13 protein-coding genes and 3 pseudogenes are annotated in these 13,523 nt (G+C 62.8%); 11 read left to right on the forward strand and 5 right to left on the reverse strand.

Annotated features, from left to right (window positions below; all coding sequences use genetic code 11):
• Positions 1-92: 92 nt before the first annotated feature.
• Both N7E02_RS21550 and N7E02_RS21555 read left to right on the forward strand, forming a co-directional pair.
• Positions 93-1,427, forward strand: coding sequence for an aspartate aminotransferase family protein (locus N7E02_RS21550; protein WP_286579652.1), 1,335 nt, complete (start codon positions 93-95; stop codon positions 1,425-1,427).
• 553 nt (positions 1,428-1,980) lie between these two features.
• Positions 1,981-3,495 carry a protein adenylyltransferase SelO gene (locus tag N7E02_RS21555; RefSeq protein ID WP_286579653.1) on the forward strand — a complete coding sequence of 505 codons (1,515 nt, stop codon included), beginning with the start codon at positions 1,981-1,983 and terminating at the stop codon, positions 3,493-3,495.
• Between the two features lie 3 nt (positions 3,496-3,498).
• On the opposite strand, the gene N7E02_RS21560 is transcribed toward N7E02_RS21555, so the two are convergent.
• The 3 genes and pseudogenes from N7E02_RS21560 to N7E02_RS29865 all read right to left on the reverse strand — a co-directional run.
• A complete protein-coding gene (locus N7E02_RS21560; RefSeq protein ID WP_286579654.1) occupies positions 3,499-4,425 on the reverse strand; it encodes a dihydrodipicolinate synthase family protein in 927 nt (308 codons plus the stop codon).
• Positions 4,426-4,647: 222 nt separating this feature from the next.
• Positions 4,648-5,064, reverse strand: coding sequence for a helix-turn-helix domain-containing protein (locus N7E02_RS29860; RefSeq protein ID WP_353622923.1), 417 nt, complete (start codon positions 5,062-5,064; stop codon positions 4,648-4,650).
• A gap of 15 nt (positions 5,065-5,079) precedes the next feature.
• Positions 5,080-5,582 (reverse strand): annotated as a pseudogene (locus tag N7E02_RS29865) (AraC family transcriptional regulator); the annotation flags it as partial.
• A gap of 241 nt (positions 5,583-5,823) precedes the next feature.
• On the opposite strand from N7E02_RS29865, the pseudogene N7E02_RS21570 reads away from it, so the two are divergent.
• From N7E02_RS21570 to N7E02_RS21580, 3 genes and pseudogenes are all read left to right on the forward strand, one after another.
• Positions 5,824-6,578: pseudogene (locus N7E02_RS21570) on the forward strand (SDR family oxidoreductase).
• A 424-nt stretch (positions 6,579-7,002) separates the two neighbouring features.
• On the forward strand, positions 7,003-7,584 hold the full coding sequence (locus N7E02_RS21575) for a hypothetical protein (RefSeq protein ID WP_286579655.1): 582 nt from the start codon (positions 7,003-7,005) through the stop codon (positions 7,582-7,584).
• 274 nt (positions 7,585-7,858) lie between these two features.
• A pseudogene (locus N7E02_RS21580) lies at positions 7,859-9,144 on the forward strand (DNA-packaging protein).
• Between the two features lie 29 nt (positions 9,145-9,173).
• On the opposite strand, the gene N7E02_RS21585 reads toward N7E02_RS21580, so the two are convergent.
• Positions 9,174-9,329 carry a hypothetical protein gene (locus N7E02_RS21585; RefSeq protein WP_286579657.1) on the reverse strand — a complete coding sequence of 52 codons (156 nt, stop codon included), beginning with the start codon at positions 9,327-9,329 and terminating at the stop codon, positions 9,174-9,176.
• A gap of 229 nt (positions 9,330-9,558) precedes the next feature.
• Between N7E02_RS21585 and N7E02_RS21590 the strand changes: the two genes are divergently transcribed.
• The 6 genes from N7E02_RS21590 to N7E02_RS21615 all read left to right on the forward strand — a co-directional run bounded on the left by N7E02_RS21590 (position 9,559) and on the right by N7E02_RS21615 (position 13,203).
• Complete coding sequence (locus N7E02_RS21590; protein ID WP_286579658.1) at positions 9,559-10,176, forward strand: lysozyme family protein; 618 nt, start codon at positions 9,559-9,561, stop codon at positions 10,174-10,176.
• Positions 10,177-10,322: 146 nt separating this feature from the next.
• Complete coding sequence (locus tag N7E02_RS21595; protein WP_286579659.1) at positions 10,323-10,631, forward strand: Dabb family protein; 309 nt, start codon at positions 10,323-10,325, stop codon at positions 10,629-10,631.
• A 253-nt stretch (positions 10,632-10,884) separates the two neighbouring features.
• Positions 10,885-11,976, forward strand: a complete 1,092-nt coding sequence (locus N7E02_RS21600; RefSeq protein ID WP_374730740.1) for a phage portal protein — start codon at positions 10,885-10,887, stop codon at positions 11,974-11,976.
• Between the two features lie 90 nt (positions 11,977-12,066).
• Positions 12,067-12,345, forward strand: coding sequence for a CopG family ribbon-helix-helix protein (locus tag N7E02_RS21605; protein WP_286579660.1), 279 nt, complete (start codon positions 12,067-12,069; stop codon positions 12,343-12,345).
• Positions 12,345-12,647, forward strand: a complete 303-nt coding sequence (locus tag N7E02_RS21610) for a type II toxin-antitoxin system RelE/ParE family toxin (protein ID WP_286579661.1) — start codon at positions 12,345-12,347, stop codon at positions 12,645-12,647. The genes N7E02_RS21605 and N7E02_RS21610 overlap by 1 nt, the downstream gene beginning before the upstream one ends.
• A 229-nt stretch (positions 12,648-12,876) precedes the next feature.
• On the forward strand, positions 12,877-13,203 hold the full coding sequence (locus N7E02_RS21615) for a DUF6107 family protein (RefSeq protein WP_286579662.1): 327 nt from the start codon (positions 12,877-12,879) through the stop codon (positions 13,201-13,203).
• Between the two features lie 7 nt (positions 13,204-13,210).
• Here N7E02_RS21615 and N7E02_RS21620 read toward each other — a convergent pair whose 3' ends face one another.
• The gene (locus N7E02_RS21620) at positions 13,211-13,504 is read right to left on the reverse strand and encodes a hypothetical protein (RefSeq protein WP_286579663.1); all 294 of its coding nucleotides are present in this window, start codon (positions 13,502-13,504) and stop codon (positions 13,211-13,213) included.
• Positions 13,505-13,523 lie beyond the last annotated feature (19 nt).

Below are 13,523 nucleotides of genomic sequence, written 5' to 3' on the forward strand. Positions count from 1 at the left end.
TTTTCAATATCGGATTGAAATACTATCAATTGGACTTTCGCGCCAGATGCCCGCAGGCTTTGCCCTAATCAGATCAAAAAGGGAAAGCTGCCATGGACAATTCCGCCAAGCCATCCGTCTCTCTCAACGACGACAAGGCCTTCTGGGCCGATGCCAACAAGCACCTGACCCGTTACGGGCCGGCCTTCGAGCAGGTCATCATCGAACGTGCCGAGGGCGCTTACGTCTACGATGCCGATGGCCGTGCCATTCTCGATTTCACGTCGGGCCAGATGAGCGCCGTGCTGGGTCATACCCACCCGGATATCGTGGCGACCGTGAACCGCCAGATGGCTTCCGTCGCGCATCTCTTTTCCGGCATGCTGTCGCGGCCGGTGGTGGAGTTGGCGGCACGGCTTGCGGCGCTGGCGCCGGGGCTCGACCGGGTGCAGCTTCTGACGACCGGTGCGGAATCCAACGAGGCGGCGATTAGGATGGCAAAGCTCGTCACCGGCGGGCATGAGATCGTCGCCTTTGCCCAGAGCTGGCACGGCATGACCGGAGCGGCGGCTTCGGCCACCTACAGCGCCGGCCGTAAGGGCTATGGTCCTGTTTCGGCGGGTTCCTTCGTCATTCCGGCACCGAATGCCTATCGCCCGCGCTTCAAGCATGCCGATGGATCGAACGACTGGCAGGCGGAACTGGACGATGCCTTCCACCTGATCGACAACCAGTCGACCGGCAATCTCGCCGCCTTCATCGCCGAGCCGATCCTGTCTTCCGGCGGCATTCTGGAGCTTCCGGTCGGCTATCTCGCGGCGCTCAAGAAGAAATGCGAGGAGCGCGGCATGCTGCTGATCCTCGACGAGGCGCAGTCGGGCGTGGGCCGCACCGGCCACATGTTCGCCTTCCAGCGCGATGGCGTGACGCCGGATATCATGACCCTGTCGAAGACGCTCGGCGCCGGCCTGCCGCTGGCGGCCGTGATGACCAGCGCGGCGGTGGAAGAAAAAGCCTTCGAAAAGGGCTTTTTGTTCTACACGACCCACGTTTCCGACCCGCTGCCGGCCGCTGTCGGCGTCACGGTGCTGGATGTCGTGGCGCGCGACAATCTCGTCGAACAGGCGGTAACGCGCGGAAAACGCCTCAAGGATGGTCTTCTGTCGCTGCAGCAACGTTTCGAATGCGTCGGCGACGTGCGCGGTCGCGGGCTTCTGCTCGGTCTCGAAGTCGTCACCAACCGCTACAGCAAGGCGCCCGGCTTCGAACTCGGCGCAAAGATCATGGAGGAAGCGATGCTGCGCGGTCTCTCCATGAACATCGTCAAACTCCCCGACATGGGCGGCGTCTTCCGCATCGCCCCGGCTCTGACGGTAACGGATGCCGAGATCGACCGCGGCGTGGAGATCATGGCCGATGCGATCGAGGCGGCGCAAAGGGGGCGGTGAGCTGGCGGCTGGCTGATCTCCCCCTTGTGGGGGAGATGCCCGGCAGGGCAGAGGGGGTGAGGCGCGGTCCGCGCAGCGGAGCAATCGATCCAGTGAATCGATTGCAGCAACGAACGCCCGTAGCGAAAGCGAAGGGCGGGGCGGAGCCGCAAACTCTTCGTCGGTAGAGCTCGCCGCGCCACCCCCTCAGTCATCTCCGATGACATCTCCCCCACAAGGGGGAGACTGGCCCGAGCCCGCAGCGCCATCCCGTCCCAACAACCCAAACAAAAAAAAGCCCCTCGCGAGGGAAACGCGAGGGGTTCGCAAAATAAGGCTGGATAGTCAGAAACGAGGCTGACGACGCCTCAGGGATGATGAAACCACAGGTCGCGACGATCCGCTTCACCCGTTCGGGTGATATTTCATCCATCAGGAAAATATTTTGGATCGATCTTGCTGCGCTGTGGTTCGGCTTTGCACCGGATGGTGATCGCTGCACGGCGCATTGCGGCTTGTCCGGGCGCGCCGATTTCCCATATTGGGCGCAACGGTCCGATCCGGGCCATGATTGATGAGAAGGGCAAGTGACGGCCGGGGACGCTGTCGAGGCCCGAGGGAGTTTCCCGTGTTCCATTTCGACAATTCCTATGCCCGCCTGCCGGAAAAATTCTATGCGTCGGCCTATCCCGAGCCGGTCGAAGGGCCGAAGCTTTTGAAATTCAACGAGGCACTGGCGAAGGAGCTAGGCGTCGAGGCCGACTTTACGGACCCCGACCGGCTGGCGGCGACGCTTGCCGGCAATGTCGTGCCACAGGGGGCAATGCCGATCGCCATGGCCTATGCCGGCCACCAGTTCGGTTCGTTCGTGCCGCAGCTCGGCGATGGGCGCGCGATCCTGCTCGGCGAGGTCGTGGATGCCAATGGTCTGCGCCGCGACATCCAGTTGAAGGGCGCAGGCCCGACGCCGTTTTCGCGAAGGGGAGACGGGCGTGCGGCGCTCGGGCCGGTGCTTCGCGAATATATCGTGTCGGAGGCCATGCATGCGCTCGGCATCCCGGCAACGCGGGCGCTGGCGGCGGTGGCGACCGGCGAGCAGGTCTATCGCGAAATGCCGGAACAGGGGGCGGTCTTCGTGCGCGTCGCGGCAAGCCATGTGCGGGTTGGGACGTTCCAGTTCTTTGCCGCGCGGGGCGACAATGAGGGTGTGAAGACGCTCTCGGATTACGTCATCGAACGGCATTATCCCGATCTGAAGACTACAGAAAATTCTTACTCCGCGCTGTTGCGGGCCGTAGCGTTCCGGCAGGCGGACCTGATCGCCCGCTGGCTCGGCGTCGGCTTCATCCATGGCGTGATGAATACCGACAACATGACGATTTCCGGCGAGACGATCGACTTCGGCCCCTGCGCCTTTCTCGACGAATATCACCAGATGAAGGTGTTTTCCTCGATCGACCAGGGCGGGCGTTATGCCTATCGCAACCAGCCGGGCATCGGCCAGTGGAATATCGCAAGGCTGGCGGAATGCCTCGTGCCGCTTCTCGATGAGGATCAGGACAAGGCGGTGGATGCGGCGAATGGCGTTTTGAAGGAATTCGGCGAGCGGTTCCAGAGCGCCTGGATCGCGGTTTTCCGCGCCAAGATCGGGCTTTCGACGCCGGCTGATGGCGACGGGCAGCTGGTGCAGGACCTGCTGACCGCGATGCAGGAGGCGGAGGCCGATTTCACACTTGTTTTCCGTGGTTTGGCGGATGCGGCGGAAGGGTCGGACGAACGGTTCCTATCCTGCTTTGCCGATCCCGCCAAGGCTGCGGAATGGCTGGTCGCGTGGCGTGAAAGGTTAGCCGCCGAGCCTCGGGACGCTGCGGAACGGGCGGCGGCGATACGGGGCGTCAACCCGGCGATCATTCCACGCAATCACCGCATCCAGGAGGCGATATCGGCTGCCAATTACGGCGACTTCTCCTTCTTCGAGCAGCTTTTGGAAGCGCTGGAAACACCCTATCAGGAGCGGCCGGAATTTGCCGATTACATGACCCCGCCGAAGCCCGACGAGCGGGTGACGCGGACCTTCTGCGGGACCTGATACCTAGTCCCGCAGATTTGCAATCGCTGCTTCGATGGCGAGAAGGACGTCGCCGCGGAGCGGCAGGAGCGGGCGGGGCGGTAGGCCGGTCTTGAGGCCTAAAATATCGGCTGCGGCATAGACGACCCTCAGGCTGCCATGGGTCTTGAAGATCTGCCAGAGTGGATGGAAGAGGGCGTCGAGGCGGGCGGTCTCCGCCTCGTCACCGGCCATTGCGGCGCGGGTAAGCGCAAGCGACGGTTTCGGAAACAGGCCGCCGATGACGCTGTACCAGCAATCGGCACCCGACAGCATCGCCTTGCCGCATTCCCAGTCGCCGCTATAGCCGATCGCAAAGCTGCTTGGCGTCACCGCGCGCAGCCTTGCGATCTCGCCGGAAAAATCGAACTCCTTGGCGATCGGCATCTTTATCGCGCTGATATTGGCAAGGCCGGCGAGCTTGGCGATCAGGCCCTCGCTGAAAGAAAAATGCGTGGTCGACGGGTTGTTGTAGATGGCAAGCGGCAGGTCGGTGGCCGAAGCTGCGGCCTCGTAGTGGTGGAAGGCTTCTTCCTCCGTCAGCGGCGTGTAGGAGACGGGTGCGAAGAGCAGTGCATCGGCGCCGGAGGCGGCGGCATCGCGGGCGAGCGCCTGGACCTCGTCGGTTCGAAGCGCGCCGATGCCGACGATGACCGGGACCTTGCCGGCGGCGCATTCGACCGCAGCCTTCACCGCCCGGCGGCGCTCTTCCCGCGTCAGGTACATATAGGCGCCGGTGCTGCCGAGCAGGCCGATGGAATCCGCCTTCGCCTCGACGATACGGGCGACGAGGCGCTGCAGGGCGTCTGTGTCGATACGACCGTTTTCGTCCGCGGGTGTCAGCGGGAAGGCGGAAAGGCCGGTGAATACGGGGGCTTTGGTCGGCATGTCGGCGGGGGTGAGGGCAGGCATTGAGAACTCCGGATGCGATGTCGTGCACTATGAATGGATAGAAACGGTTCGCAAGCGGGATTGTTTCGGAGGCCTCTGGCTGATCTCCCCCTTGTGGGGGAGATGCCCGGCAGGGCAGAGGGGGTGGTTCCACACACTCCTTTGCCAGTTGAGTTCGCGGCACCACCCCCTCTGTCACTTCGTGACATCTCCCCCGCAAGGGGGAGAAGGGGTGGTGGAGCCTCACGCCGCAGCCAACTGCCTCGACTTCGCGGTCTGGATTTCCTTGACCGGCGGCAGGCCGAACATGCGGCGGTATTCGCGGTTGAACTGCTGGACGCTTTCATAGCCGACGGAGAAGGCGGCGCTGCTGGAATTGGCGCCTTCGGCGAGCATCATGCGCCGCGCCTCGATGAGCCTGAGCTGCTTCTGGAACTGCAGCGGCGAGAGCGAGGTGACGGAGCGGAAATGCTGGTGGAAGGAGGACGGGCTCATGCCGGCGACCGAAGCGAGTTCCTCGACCGGCAGGGGTTTTGCGAAATCGGTGCGCATGACATTGACCGCCCGGCCGATGCGCTGGACATGGCCGTCGGTGACGCCGAGGCGGCGGATCGCCGCGCCATGGCGGCCGGCGAGCAGCCAGTAATGGATCTCCCGCATCAGCGAGCCGTGCAGGTGCTGGATCGCCGTCGGACGATCGAGCAAACGCATGAGGCGCAGCGCGCTGTCGGCGACTTCCTGGTTGGTCGGCTCGATGCGCACCGGGGCGCTGCCGGATTCCCCGATCGGCTCCATCTCGGCTGAAAGCTCGGCGATGATGGCCGGATCGAGATAGATCACCATGGAAAAATAGGGTTCAACGACGCTTGCCCTGGTGATCTGGCTGACGGTTGGGACGTCGGCGGTGATCAGCAGGAATCCCCGGCCTCGAAGGTAAAGGTCTGATTGCCCATCGTCACCAGCTTCGTGCCCTGGAGGATGAGGCAGGCGAGCGGCGAGGGGATCTGGTGCTGCAGCTCGCTCGGCGCCGTCGTGCGGATGACGGTCAGACCGGCGATCGGCGTCGATGCCACGCCGGTATGGTCGGCATGGGCCATGGAATAGCGGCGGACGGCGTCAAGCAGCGTGTCGTTCATGGGAGCCACACTACACGCTTGAGGTGAGGGCGTAAACGGCATTCGGAGGATTAGGCAAAGATCGCCGAGGTTCCGGCAACCGGGGCACGGCGGTGATGGGCATATTCGGTGCGTCGACGGGACGACGCCAGCGGAGCTCAACAGAGGGTTCTGAAGGAAGGTCGGCGTCCAGCGACCGGGGCGGTGAAAACCCCGATGTCCAATCACCGGATCGGTCTTTAGGGCCGGCTCGATCCCAAGCTACAGCCGGCCTGAGAGCCGGCCCAATCAATGGAGAGCTTTCATGACGAAGATTGCCATCATCACCGGTGCCAGCCGCGGTCTTGGCCGCAACACCGCGCTTCACATTGCCGACAAGGGCAGCGACGTGATCATCACCTATCGTAGCAGGAAGGGCGAAGCCGATGCCGTCGTCGCCGAGATCGAGGCCAAGGGCGCAAGGCCGCCGCCTTCCAGCTCGATACCGCCGACATTTCGACCTTTCCGGCCTTTGTCGAAACGCTTCGCAAGGTGCTGAAGGACAAGTGGCAGCGCGACACCTTCGACCATCTGGTCAACAATGCCGGCCATGGCGAATATGCCATGATTGCCGATACGACCGAGGCGCAGTTCGACGGGCTGGTGAATGTTCACCTGAAGGGTGTGTTCTTCCTGACCCAGGCACTTCTGCCGCTGATTGCCGATGGCGGCCGGATCGTCAACCTGTCCTCCGGTCTGACGCGCATTTCCGCTCCCGGCTTTTCCGCCTATTCGGCGGTCAAGGGCGCGATCGAGATCCTCAGCATCTACATGGCGAAGGAACTGGGTGCCCGCGGCATTGCCGTCAACACCGTGGCGCCGGGCGCGATCGAGACCGATTTCCTCGGCGGCGCGGTGCGCGATCAGCCGGACATGAACAAGTTCTTCGCCGACATTACCGCGCTTGGCCGTGCCGGCATGCCGGACGATATCGGCCCGATGATCGCCGGCCTGCTGACCGAGGACAATCGCTGGATCAATGCCCAGCGGATCGAGGTTTCGGGTGGGCAGGTGATCTGAGGTGAGAAGGATCGATTTCGGCGAGGGAAGGATCCCCTCACTTGCGATTTCTAACACTTAGCTAAAGCTAAGATGTTGAAATCGCTTTCTCTCCACAGGGGAGAGATACCGGTGCCTCACCCTCGACGCCATACCTCTCCCTTTGTGGGAGAGGTTACAAAATCAAGATCTTAGCTGATGGCTAAGTCTTAGATTTTGTTGGTGAGGGATATTTCCCCACAACGAGATCACAGAAAGTCACGTAGATAGGAAAATAATCCTTGACGGCGTGACGGTGGTTTGGTAGGGTTTGTGCATGGTCGAAGAGCTGCGCCGAGGGCGGTGACCGATAAATCCATTCTAGTTCGATATTTCCGCATGGGGACGCGCGCTGTGAGCTGAAACGCTGACGGCGCGTTTTCGTTTGCGCCGATGGAGCATAGTCATGACCGAGCCTATTCCAGACGAGTTTGACCGGTTCGATCCGGGGCTGTTCGGGACGTGGCGGACGGCACCCGTCTATGGCGACGATATCGCCATGGAAGACGAGGGGCTGGCGGCGGATGTGCGCGCGGTGCTGGAGGTGAAATCGGCCGAAGGGCTGGGCGATCCGGCGAACGAACTGCGCAGGCTGTTGAACGAGATGACGATGGAGATGCGCGAGCAGTTTTCCACCTTCCGCAAGATGCGCGAGAGTGCTGCGGCTGCGCTCGAGGGTGGCGACGAGGCGGCGCAGAAGCTTGCCCGCGCCGATGTGAAGGCCGCGACCGATGCGATGAGCCTGATCATCCGCACGCTCGAAAAGGTCGACAGCCTGCAGCGGCAGCTGGCGCGGGACCGCGAGCTCGAAGCCGAGCGTGTGGCCGATGAGGGCGGATACGAGGAGGCCAAGGCCCGCTTCGTCAGGATGATCGAGGAGAAGGCGAATGACCGGGCGCATAAACTCTTCGAGGAGTGGAAGCGGACAGGGCCACCAGCCGGCGTATTTGACGCTGGGCGTGAAGGGAAAGGCCCAGCGGACGAATAGGCGGGCAACGGCGTCCATGGCGGAACAGGCAGCGAAGACTTCCACCAAGAAGGCGAAGCTTTTCAGCAACATCGAGAAGGCCCGCGCGGCTGAGGCTGCGGCAGCTTCCAGTGTCTCTGCGCTGACCAAGCCGGTGGGTTCGGTGGATGTTGGCGAGGACGGTGGCCGCGGGTCGATCTCCCCCTGTGGGGGAGATGTCCGGCAGGACAGAGGGGGTGTTTCTACACACTCCTCGGATATTGAGTTCGTTGCGCCACCCCCTCTGTCATCTCCGATGACATCTCCCCCGCAAGGGGAGAGTGGCCCGGAGCAGCCTGCCACCGATCCGTTCCATGGCTTCCAGATCTGCCACGGCCGCGAGTGGGTTCTCAACGGCCGGGACGAGCAGAAGCCGCCGGACGGCGACTGGCGGACGTGGTTGATCATGGGCGGGCGCGGGTCGGGGAAGACGCGGGCAGGCGCCGAGTGGGTGCATGCGATCGCTTCGGCAGATGTGCGCTCCGATCTTCGGATTGCTCTCGTGGCCGAGACGCTGGGGGATGCGCGGGAGGTGATGATCGACGGCGTGTCCGGCATCTGCCGGGTTGCCCGGAAGAATTTTCCGGCTTTCGAGATTTCGCGGCGCAGGCTCATCTGGCCGAATGGCGCGGTAGCGCAGATCTTTTCGTCTGAAGACCCCGAGGCGTTGCGCGGGCCGCAGTTTCACTATGCCTGGTGCGACGAGATCGGCAAATGGAAGCATGCGGAAGAGACCTTCGACATGCTGCAGTTCGGGCTTCGGCTGGGGCGTGATCCGCGCCAGCTGGTGACGACGACGCCGCGGCCGGTGCCGGTGCTGAAACGGCTGATCGCCGATCCTTCCACCGCGCTGGTGAAGATTTCGACCGGCGGCAATGCGGGCAATCTGGCGCCGGGCTTCATCGATGCGCTGCGGCGCCGCTATGGCGGGACGAGGCTCGGGCGGCAGGAACTGGATGGCGAGCTGATCGAGGATCGTGACGACGCGCTGTGGCGCCGCGCCGAAATCGAGGCCTGTATCATTCGTGAGGTCGCGCCGCTGAGGCGCATCGTCGTGGCGGTCGATCCGCCTGCGGGGATCGGGGCCAGTTCCTGCTGCGGCATCGTCGTGGCCGGACTGGACGTGTCGGGGCGGGCGGTGGTTCTCGCCGATTGTTCGGTGGAGGGGCGACGCCCGCCGCATGGGCGACGGCGGTGGTGAAGGCCTATCGGCGCTTCGAGGCCGACCGGGTGGTGGCCGAAGTCAACCAGGGCGGCGAGATGGTGGCAGCGATGCTGAGAAGCGTCGACGTGGCGCTGCCGCTGACCATAGTCAGGGCGACGCGCGGCAAATTCACCCGCGCCGAGCCGGTGGCGGCACTCTACGAGCAGGGGCGTGTTGTCCATGCGGGACATTTTACGGAGCTGGAAGACCAGATGTGCGATTTCGGCCCCGATGGGCTGTCATCGGGCCGCTCGCCCGACCGGCTGGATGCGCTGGTCTGGGCGCTGACGGCGCTGGTGCTGGAGGCTCAGGGCGAGCCGCGGGTGAGGGGAATTTGAACCTCCCGAATGCGCGGCCCAATTGCGGCTCAGCGCTGGTTCGGCTGGCGGGAATTGTTGTCCTGCATCTGCTTCCATTCGGATTCCAGACGCTCGGCGACATGCTGTGGGATCGGCTTGGAGGGGCTGCCTGGGCTGGCTGCTGCATCGTCATGATCTCCTGTTTTATTGCGCCGCACCATCATGGAGGCGCCGACATGAACGTCGGATGATGAGATTGGTTCCACAACCCGGATGAAAAGTAAATCTACGCCTAAGGCGTTAAAACGATTTAGTTTTTCTAAACCGATTGAATGTTGTGAGGTTGTCGGAATTTTTCTCAGAATACAATCTATGATTGATTTAGATTTGTTCAGTGTCGCGCATAGATAGTTTATTTATTCGGTCATACAATTTCGTCCGACTGGGGAACACATGACCATCAACCGAAAATTTTTCTTCGAAACGGCACGGATGAGGCTTTTTGCTGGAAGTCTGAAGACCGGCCAAGTCGATGGAATGGGGCAGATACTCGACCTTTGGGAGACAACCCGTGCCGGTCAGGACGACCGTTGGCTCGCCTATATGCTGGCGACGGCCTATCACGAGACCGCAAGGACGATGCAACCGGTTCGCGAAACGCTCCGTACGACGGATGAGGATGCGATCAGGGTGCTGGAAAATGCCTGGGCTCGTGGACAACTGCCCTGGGTGAGCAATCCCTATTGGCGCCGGGACGAAAACGGCAAGACCTGGCTTGGCCGCGGGCTGGTGCAACTGACCCATTTCGACAATTATAAGGAAATGAGCGACGTACTCGGCATCGACCTGGTGACCGACCCGTCGGTGGCCATGAACATGGAGGTCGCGTTGCAGATCATGTTCGTCGGCATGGAGAGAGGATCTTTCACCAAGGCCCATCTCGCCCAATTCTTCAATGGGCCGAAGGAGGACTGGGTAAACGCACGGCGGATCATCAACAAGCTCGACAAGGCGTTGCAGATCGCCGACTACGGCCGCGCCTTCTACAGCTGCATCAGCTATACGACCTGATATGTGCCGACATTCGCAGAAACGGAACGGCGGCAAAATATCCGCTGTGAAGCTGCCGACCTGCGGAGTGTGAAGCAGATGCATTGAAGCGCGCTGATCCGCATGATAGCAGGCCCGGGTTTGAACGTGCCTGCTGCGGAGTTTCGATGATACGCCATATCGTGTTTTTCACGGCGACGCCTGACAATGTCGACGAGGTGCGGGCGGGGCTTTCGCTTCTGACCGAAAATCCGCATGCCTCGGTGCTGGAAATCGGCACCAATGTGAAGACCGACCAGCTGGGCACCGATATCGACCTCGTCGTCTATGGCGAATTCGAGAATGAAGCGGCGCTTGCCGCCTACAAGGCGCATCCGACCTACCAGCAGTCGATCGACGCCGTGCGCCCGATCCGCGAGGTTCGGATCGCCGCCGATTATGACAGTGATAAGGCTGTGAAGACGCCGTTGCGCTGAGCGGGTTCGGCCTGACATGGGTGAGGGCCGGGCCGGAGCTGGCGGGACCGAAATAGGCCGGCTTTAATAGATTGGCCCTGAATGGACGGGCCTGATCCTCAGGACGTCAGCGGGCTTTCGCCCAAGCACAAGGATCCTTTCGAGATGAGATCTCCCTTTCGCCTGCCGTGGTCGTCCACGGGGAACGCAAAGCCGTGTCTGCTGCAGAGGCGGGCGAGACGAAGATGGCTTCGGGTGTGGCGGGAGGCGTGGCATCGGCTTTCGCCGTGCTTTCCGGGGAGGGGCGGCGCATTGGTCGGGACGGTCCTATGGGGCATTGGCGCGGACAGGGTTCATGCGCAACCCGGTGGCGCATAGGGCCATGCGGATGATTGCAGAGGCTGCGGCGGCGGTGCCGTGGCTGGCCTATGAGGGGGCGGCCGAAGTGGCGGATCATGCGGCGCTCTCGCTTCTTTCGCGGCCGAACGGGCGGCAGGGCGGGCCGGATTTCTTCGAGGCGCTCTATGGGCATCTGCTTTTGTCCGGCAATGCCTATGTCGAGCCGCTTTCGATCGGCGGGGTGCTGCGCGAACTGCATCTCCTGCGGCCGGACCGCGTAAGCGTCGTCGAGGGGCGTGACGGCTGGGTGGCGGGGTATGATTACCGAGCCGGGGGCAGTACGCGACGGCTGCCGGTGGAGCATGAGGACGGGCGACCGGCGCTCTTGCATCTGAAACTGTTTCATCCGCTCGACGACCATTCCGGCTTTTCGCCGCTCTCGGCGGCGGGGGCAGCACTCGATCTTTCCAATGCGGCGGCGGGTTGGAACAAGGCGCTGCTCGACAATTCGGCGCGGCCCTCCGGCGCGCTCGTCTACCAGCCGAAGGATGGCGGCAATCTTTCCGCCGACCAGTATCAGCGGCTGAAGGACGAACTGGAGGCCGGTTATTCCGGCGCCGTCAACGCCGGGCGGCCGCTGCTGCTCGAAGGCGGGCTCGACTGGAAGGCGATGGGGCTCTCGCCCAAGGACATGGATTTCATCGAGGCGAAGAACGGTGCGGCGCGGGATATCGCGCTCGCACTCGGCGTGCCGCCGATGCTGGTCGGCATTCCCGGCGACAATACCTATGCCAATTACCAGGAGGCCAATCGTGCCTTCTACCGGCTGACTGTGCTGCCGCTGATCGCGCGGACCGCGGCGAGCTTTTCCGCCTGGCTGTCGGATGCCTATGGCGAGGCGCTGCGGCTGGAGCCGGATCTCGACCGGATCGCGGGGCTGGCCGGCGAGCGCGAGGCGCTGTGGGCGCGGGTCGGGGCCGCGGGGTTCCTGACCGATGAGGAGAAGCGTGAGGCGGTGGGGTATTGAGGATGTGGCAGTGGGCGCAAGTTCCGGATTGCCTGTGATCGTGCGCGGGAGTAATTTGTAATACGTCGTATTACAAATTGGAGATCTGCCATGGCCGAGAAGAAGGGGTCTGAAAAGCCCGCGTTGTCCGATCCGATCACGCTGCGGGTGCCGCAGGATATTCTCGACGATATCGAAAAGATCGCCGAAACGGCCGATCGCAGCCGCAGCTGGGTGATCGTCCGGGCGTTGAAATATTATCTCATGGCCGAGGGCAATGACATCCTGCAGATCCGCCTGGGCGAAGAGCAGATTGCCAATGGCGAGACGGTCGATGCCGAGGAGTTCTTCGCCGAATTGCTTGGCGAGACGAAGAGCGATGCTGCCTGATGCGCGTCAGGCTCTCGAAGAATGCCGGGCTCTTCCTGAAGAGCGAGCGGGACTATCTTGAGCATTTCAATCCGCGTGCCGCAGAAGCCGTGTTGCGGCAATTGCGGGCGGCACTTCGGCTGCTGAAGGATTATCCGCAGGCGGGCAGTCCGCATGCGGCGCTGGATGGCCGGCGGCGCTTTGTTTCAGGCGACTATGTGATCGACTACAGGATCCGAGGCTCGATGCTGGAGGTCTCGCATATCCGCCACGGACGGCAATTGCCGCCCGATCCTGACGACGACAAGGATATCGGCGAATAGAGCGAGGGCGACCTCACTCAACTTCTGAACGGCCGGATTCAACTTGCGAAGGTTTGCGGCCAAGCGATTCAGGCGATTGACGATTATCAAGCGGGGCGCGGGCGCCAAGCGGCACCGTTGCGCGGTCCTTGCGCGGCCTGAAAAAGGTGTGCGCCGGAGGGGCGTGGGCTGCTCGTGGGGCAGCGTCTGGCCTCCAACTTTACCGACAATAACCCGGGAGGGATTAACAATGGCTGACCTTGGACAGGATCCGGGGGCGCTTCTCGGCGTCTGGGCGGCGAAGACGGCTGGCGCCTGTGCGGGTGCCGGGGTTTCGCTGATCTATCTTCTGCCGAAGAGCAGGCGCGAGGCGGCGAGCCGGTTTGCGACGGGCCTGACCTGCGGGCTGATCTTCGGCGGGCCGACGGGGCTGTGGCTGGTGGAGCGGCTCGGGATCGGCGGCTCGCTGTCGGGACCGGAGACGATGCTTGCCGGTTCCGCTGCGGCGAGCCTGTGTGCCTGGTGGGTGCTGGGCGCGTTGTCGCGGGTGGCTGATCGGTATGGTGGGCGGCGCTGAGAACACGTCAGACGTGGCTCACAGCTTTCAGGCTGCCGCCGCGGCCGTGATAAGTTTCAGCGGTCAGCAGATAGCGCTGGCCGCATCGCACACATTGGAAGGCATTCTGGATGAGATCCTCCCAAGGGCCATGGATTTCCAGCGTCGAGAAATCCGCACCGGCATGGATGCTATGGACGGGTAAAACAGCAAGGCGGTTGTCGGCGACGGCGGCCTGCAGGGACAGGATGGCCGCCGTGAGGTCCGCCGGCACGCGGATCGGGCGGGGTTCGTGGAATTCCTCGCAGTTGCTGCAGGTCATCGAGTTCCTCAATCGCGCG

Origin of the sequence: Terrirhizobium terrae, assembly GCF_030323265.1 — a bacterium.
GTDB lineage: Bacteria > Pseudomonadota > Alphaproteobacteria > Rhizobiales > Rhizobiaceae > Neorhizobium.

What these genes read in the sequence shown, in the direction of transcription:
- N7E02_RS21605 (WP_286579660.1), top strand. Translation starts at nt 12,067, where the DNA reads ATGGCCGAGAAGAAGGGGTCTGAAAAGCCCGCGTTGTCCGATCCGATC.
- N7E02_RS21620 (WP_286579663.1), bottom strand. Translation starts at nt 13,504, where the DNA reads ATGACCTGCAGCAACTGCGAGGAATTCCACGAACCCCGCCCGATCCGC.
- N7E02_RS21575 (WP_286579655.1), top strand. Translation starts at nt 7,003, where the DNA reads ATGACCGAGCCTATTCCAGACGAGTTTGACCGGTTCGATCCGGGGCTG.
- N7E02_RS21610 (WP_286579661.1), top strand. Translation starts at nt 12,345, where the DNA reads ATGCGCGTCAGGCTCTCGAAGAATGCCGGGCTCTTCCTGAAGAGCGAG.
- N7E02_RS21595 (WP_286579659.1), top strand. Translation starts at nt 10,323, where the DNA reads ATGATACGCCATATCGTGTTTTTCACGGCGACGCCTGACAATGTCGAC.
- N7E02_RS29860 (WP_353622923.1), bottom strand. Translation starts at nt 5,064, where the DNA reads ATGCGGGAGATCCATTACTGGCTGCTCGCCGGCCGCCATGGCGCGGCG.
- N7E02_RS21615 (WP_286579662.1), top strand. Translation starts at nt 12,877, where the DNA reads ATGGCTGACCTTGGACAGGATCCGGGGGCGCTTCTCGGCGTCTGGGCG.
- N7E02_RS21560 (WP_286579654.1), bottom strand. Translation starts at nt 4,425, where the DNA reads ATGCCTGCCCTCACCCCCGCCGACATGCCGACCAAAGCCCCCGTATTC.
- N7E02_RS21550 (WP_286579652.1), top strand. Translation starts at nt 93, where the DNA reads ATGGACAATTCCGCCAAGCCATCCGTCTCTCTCAACGACGACAAGGCC.
- N7E02_RS21590 (WP_286579658.1), top strand. Translation starts at nt 9,559, where the DNA reads ATGACCATCAACCGAAAATTTTTCTTCGAAACGGCACGGATGAGGCTT.
- N7E02_RS21585 (WP_286579657.1), bottom strand. Translation starts at nt 9,329, where the DNA reads ATGATGGTGCGGCGCAATAAAACAGGAGATCATGACGATGCAGCAGCC.
- N7E02_RS21555 (WP_286579653.1), top strand. Translation starts at nt 1,981, where the DNA reads ATGAGAAGGGCAAGTGACGGCCGGGGACGCTGTCGAGGCCCGAGGGAG.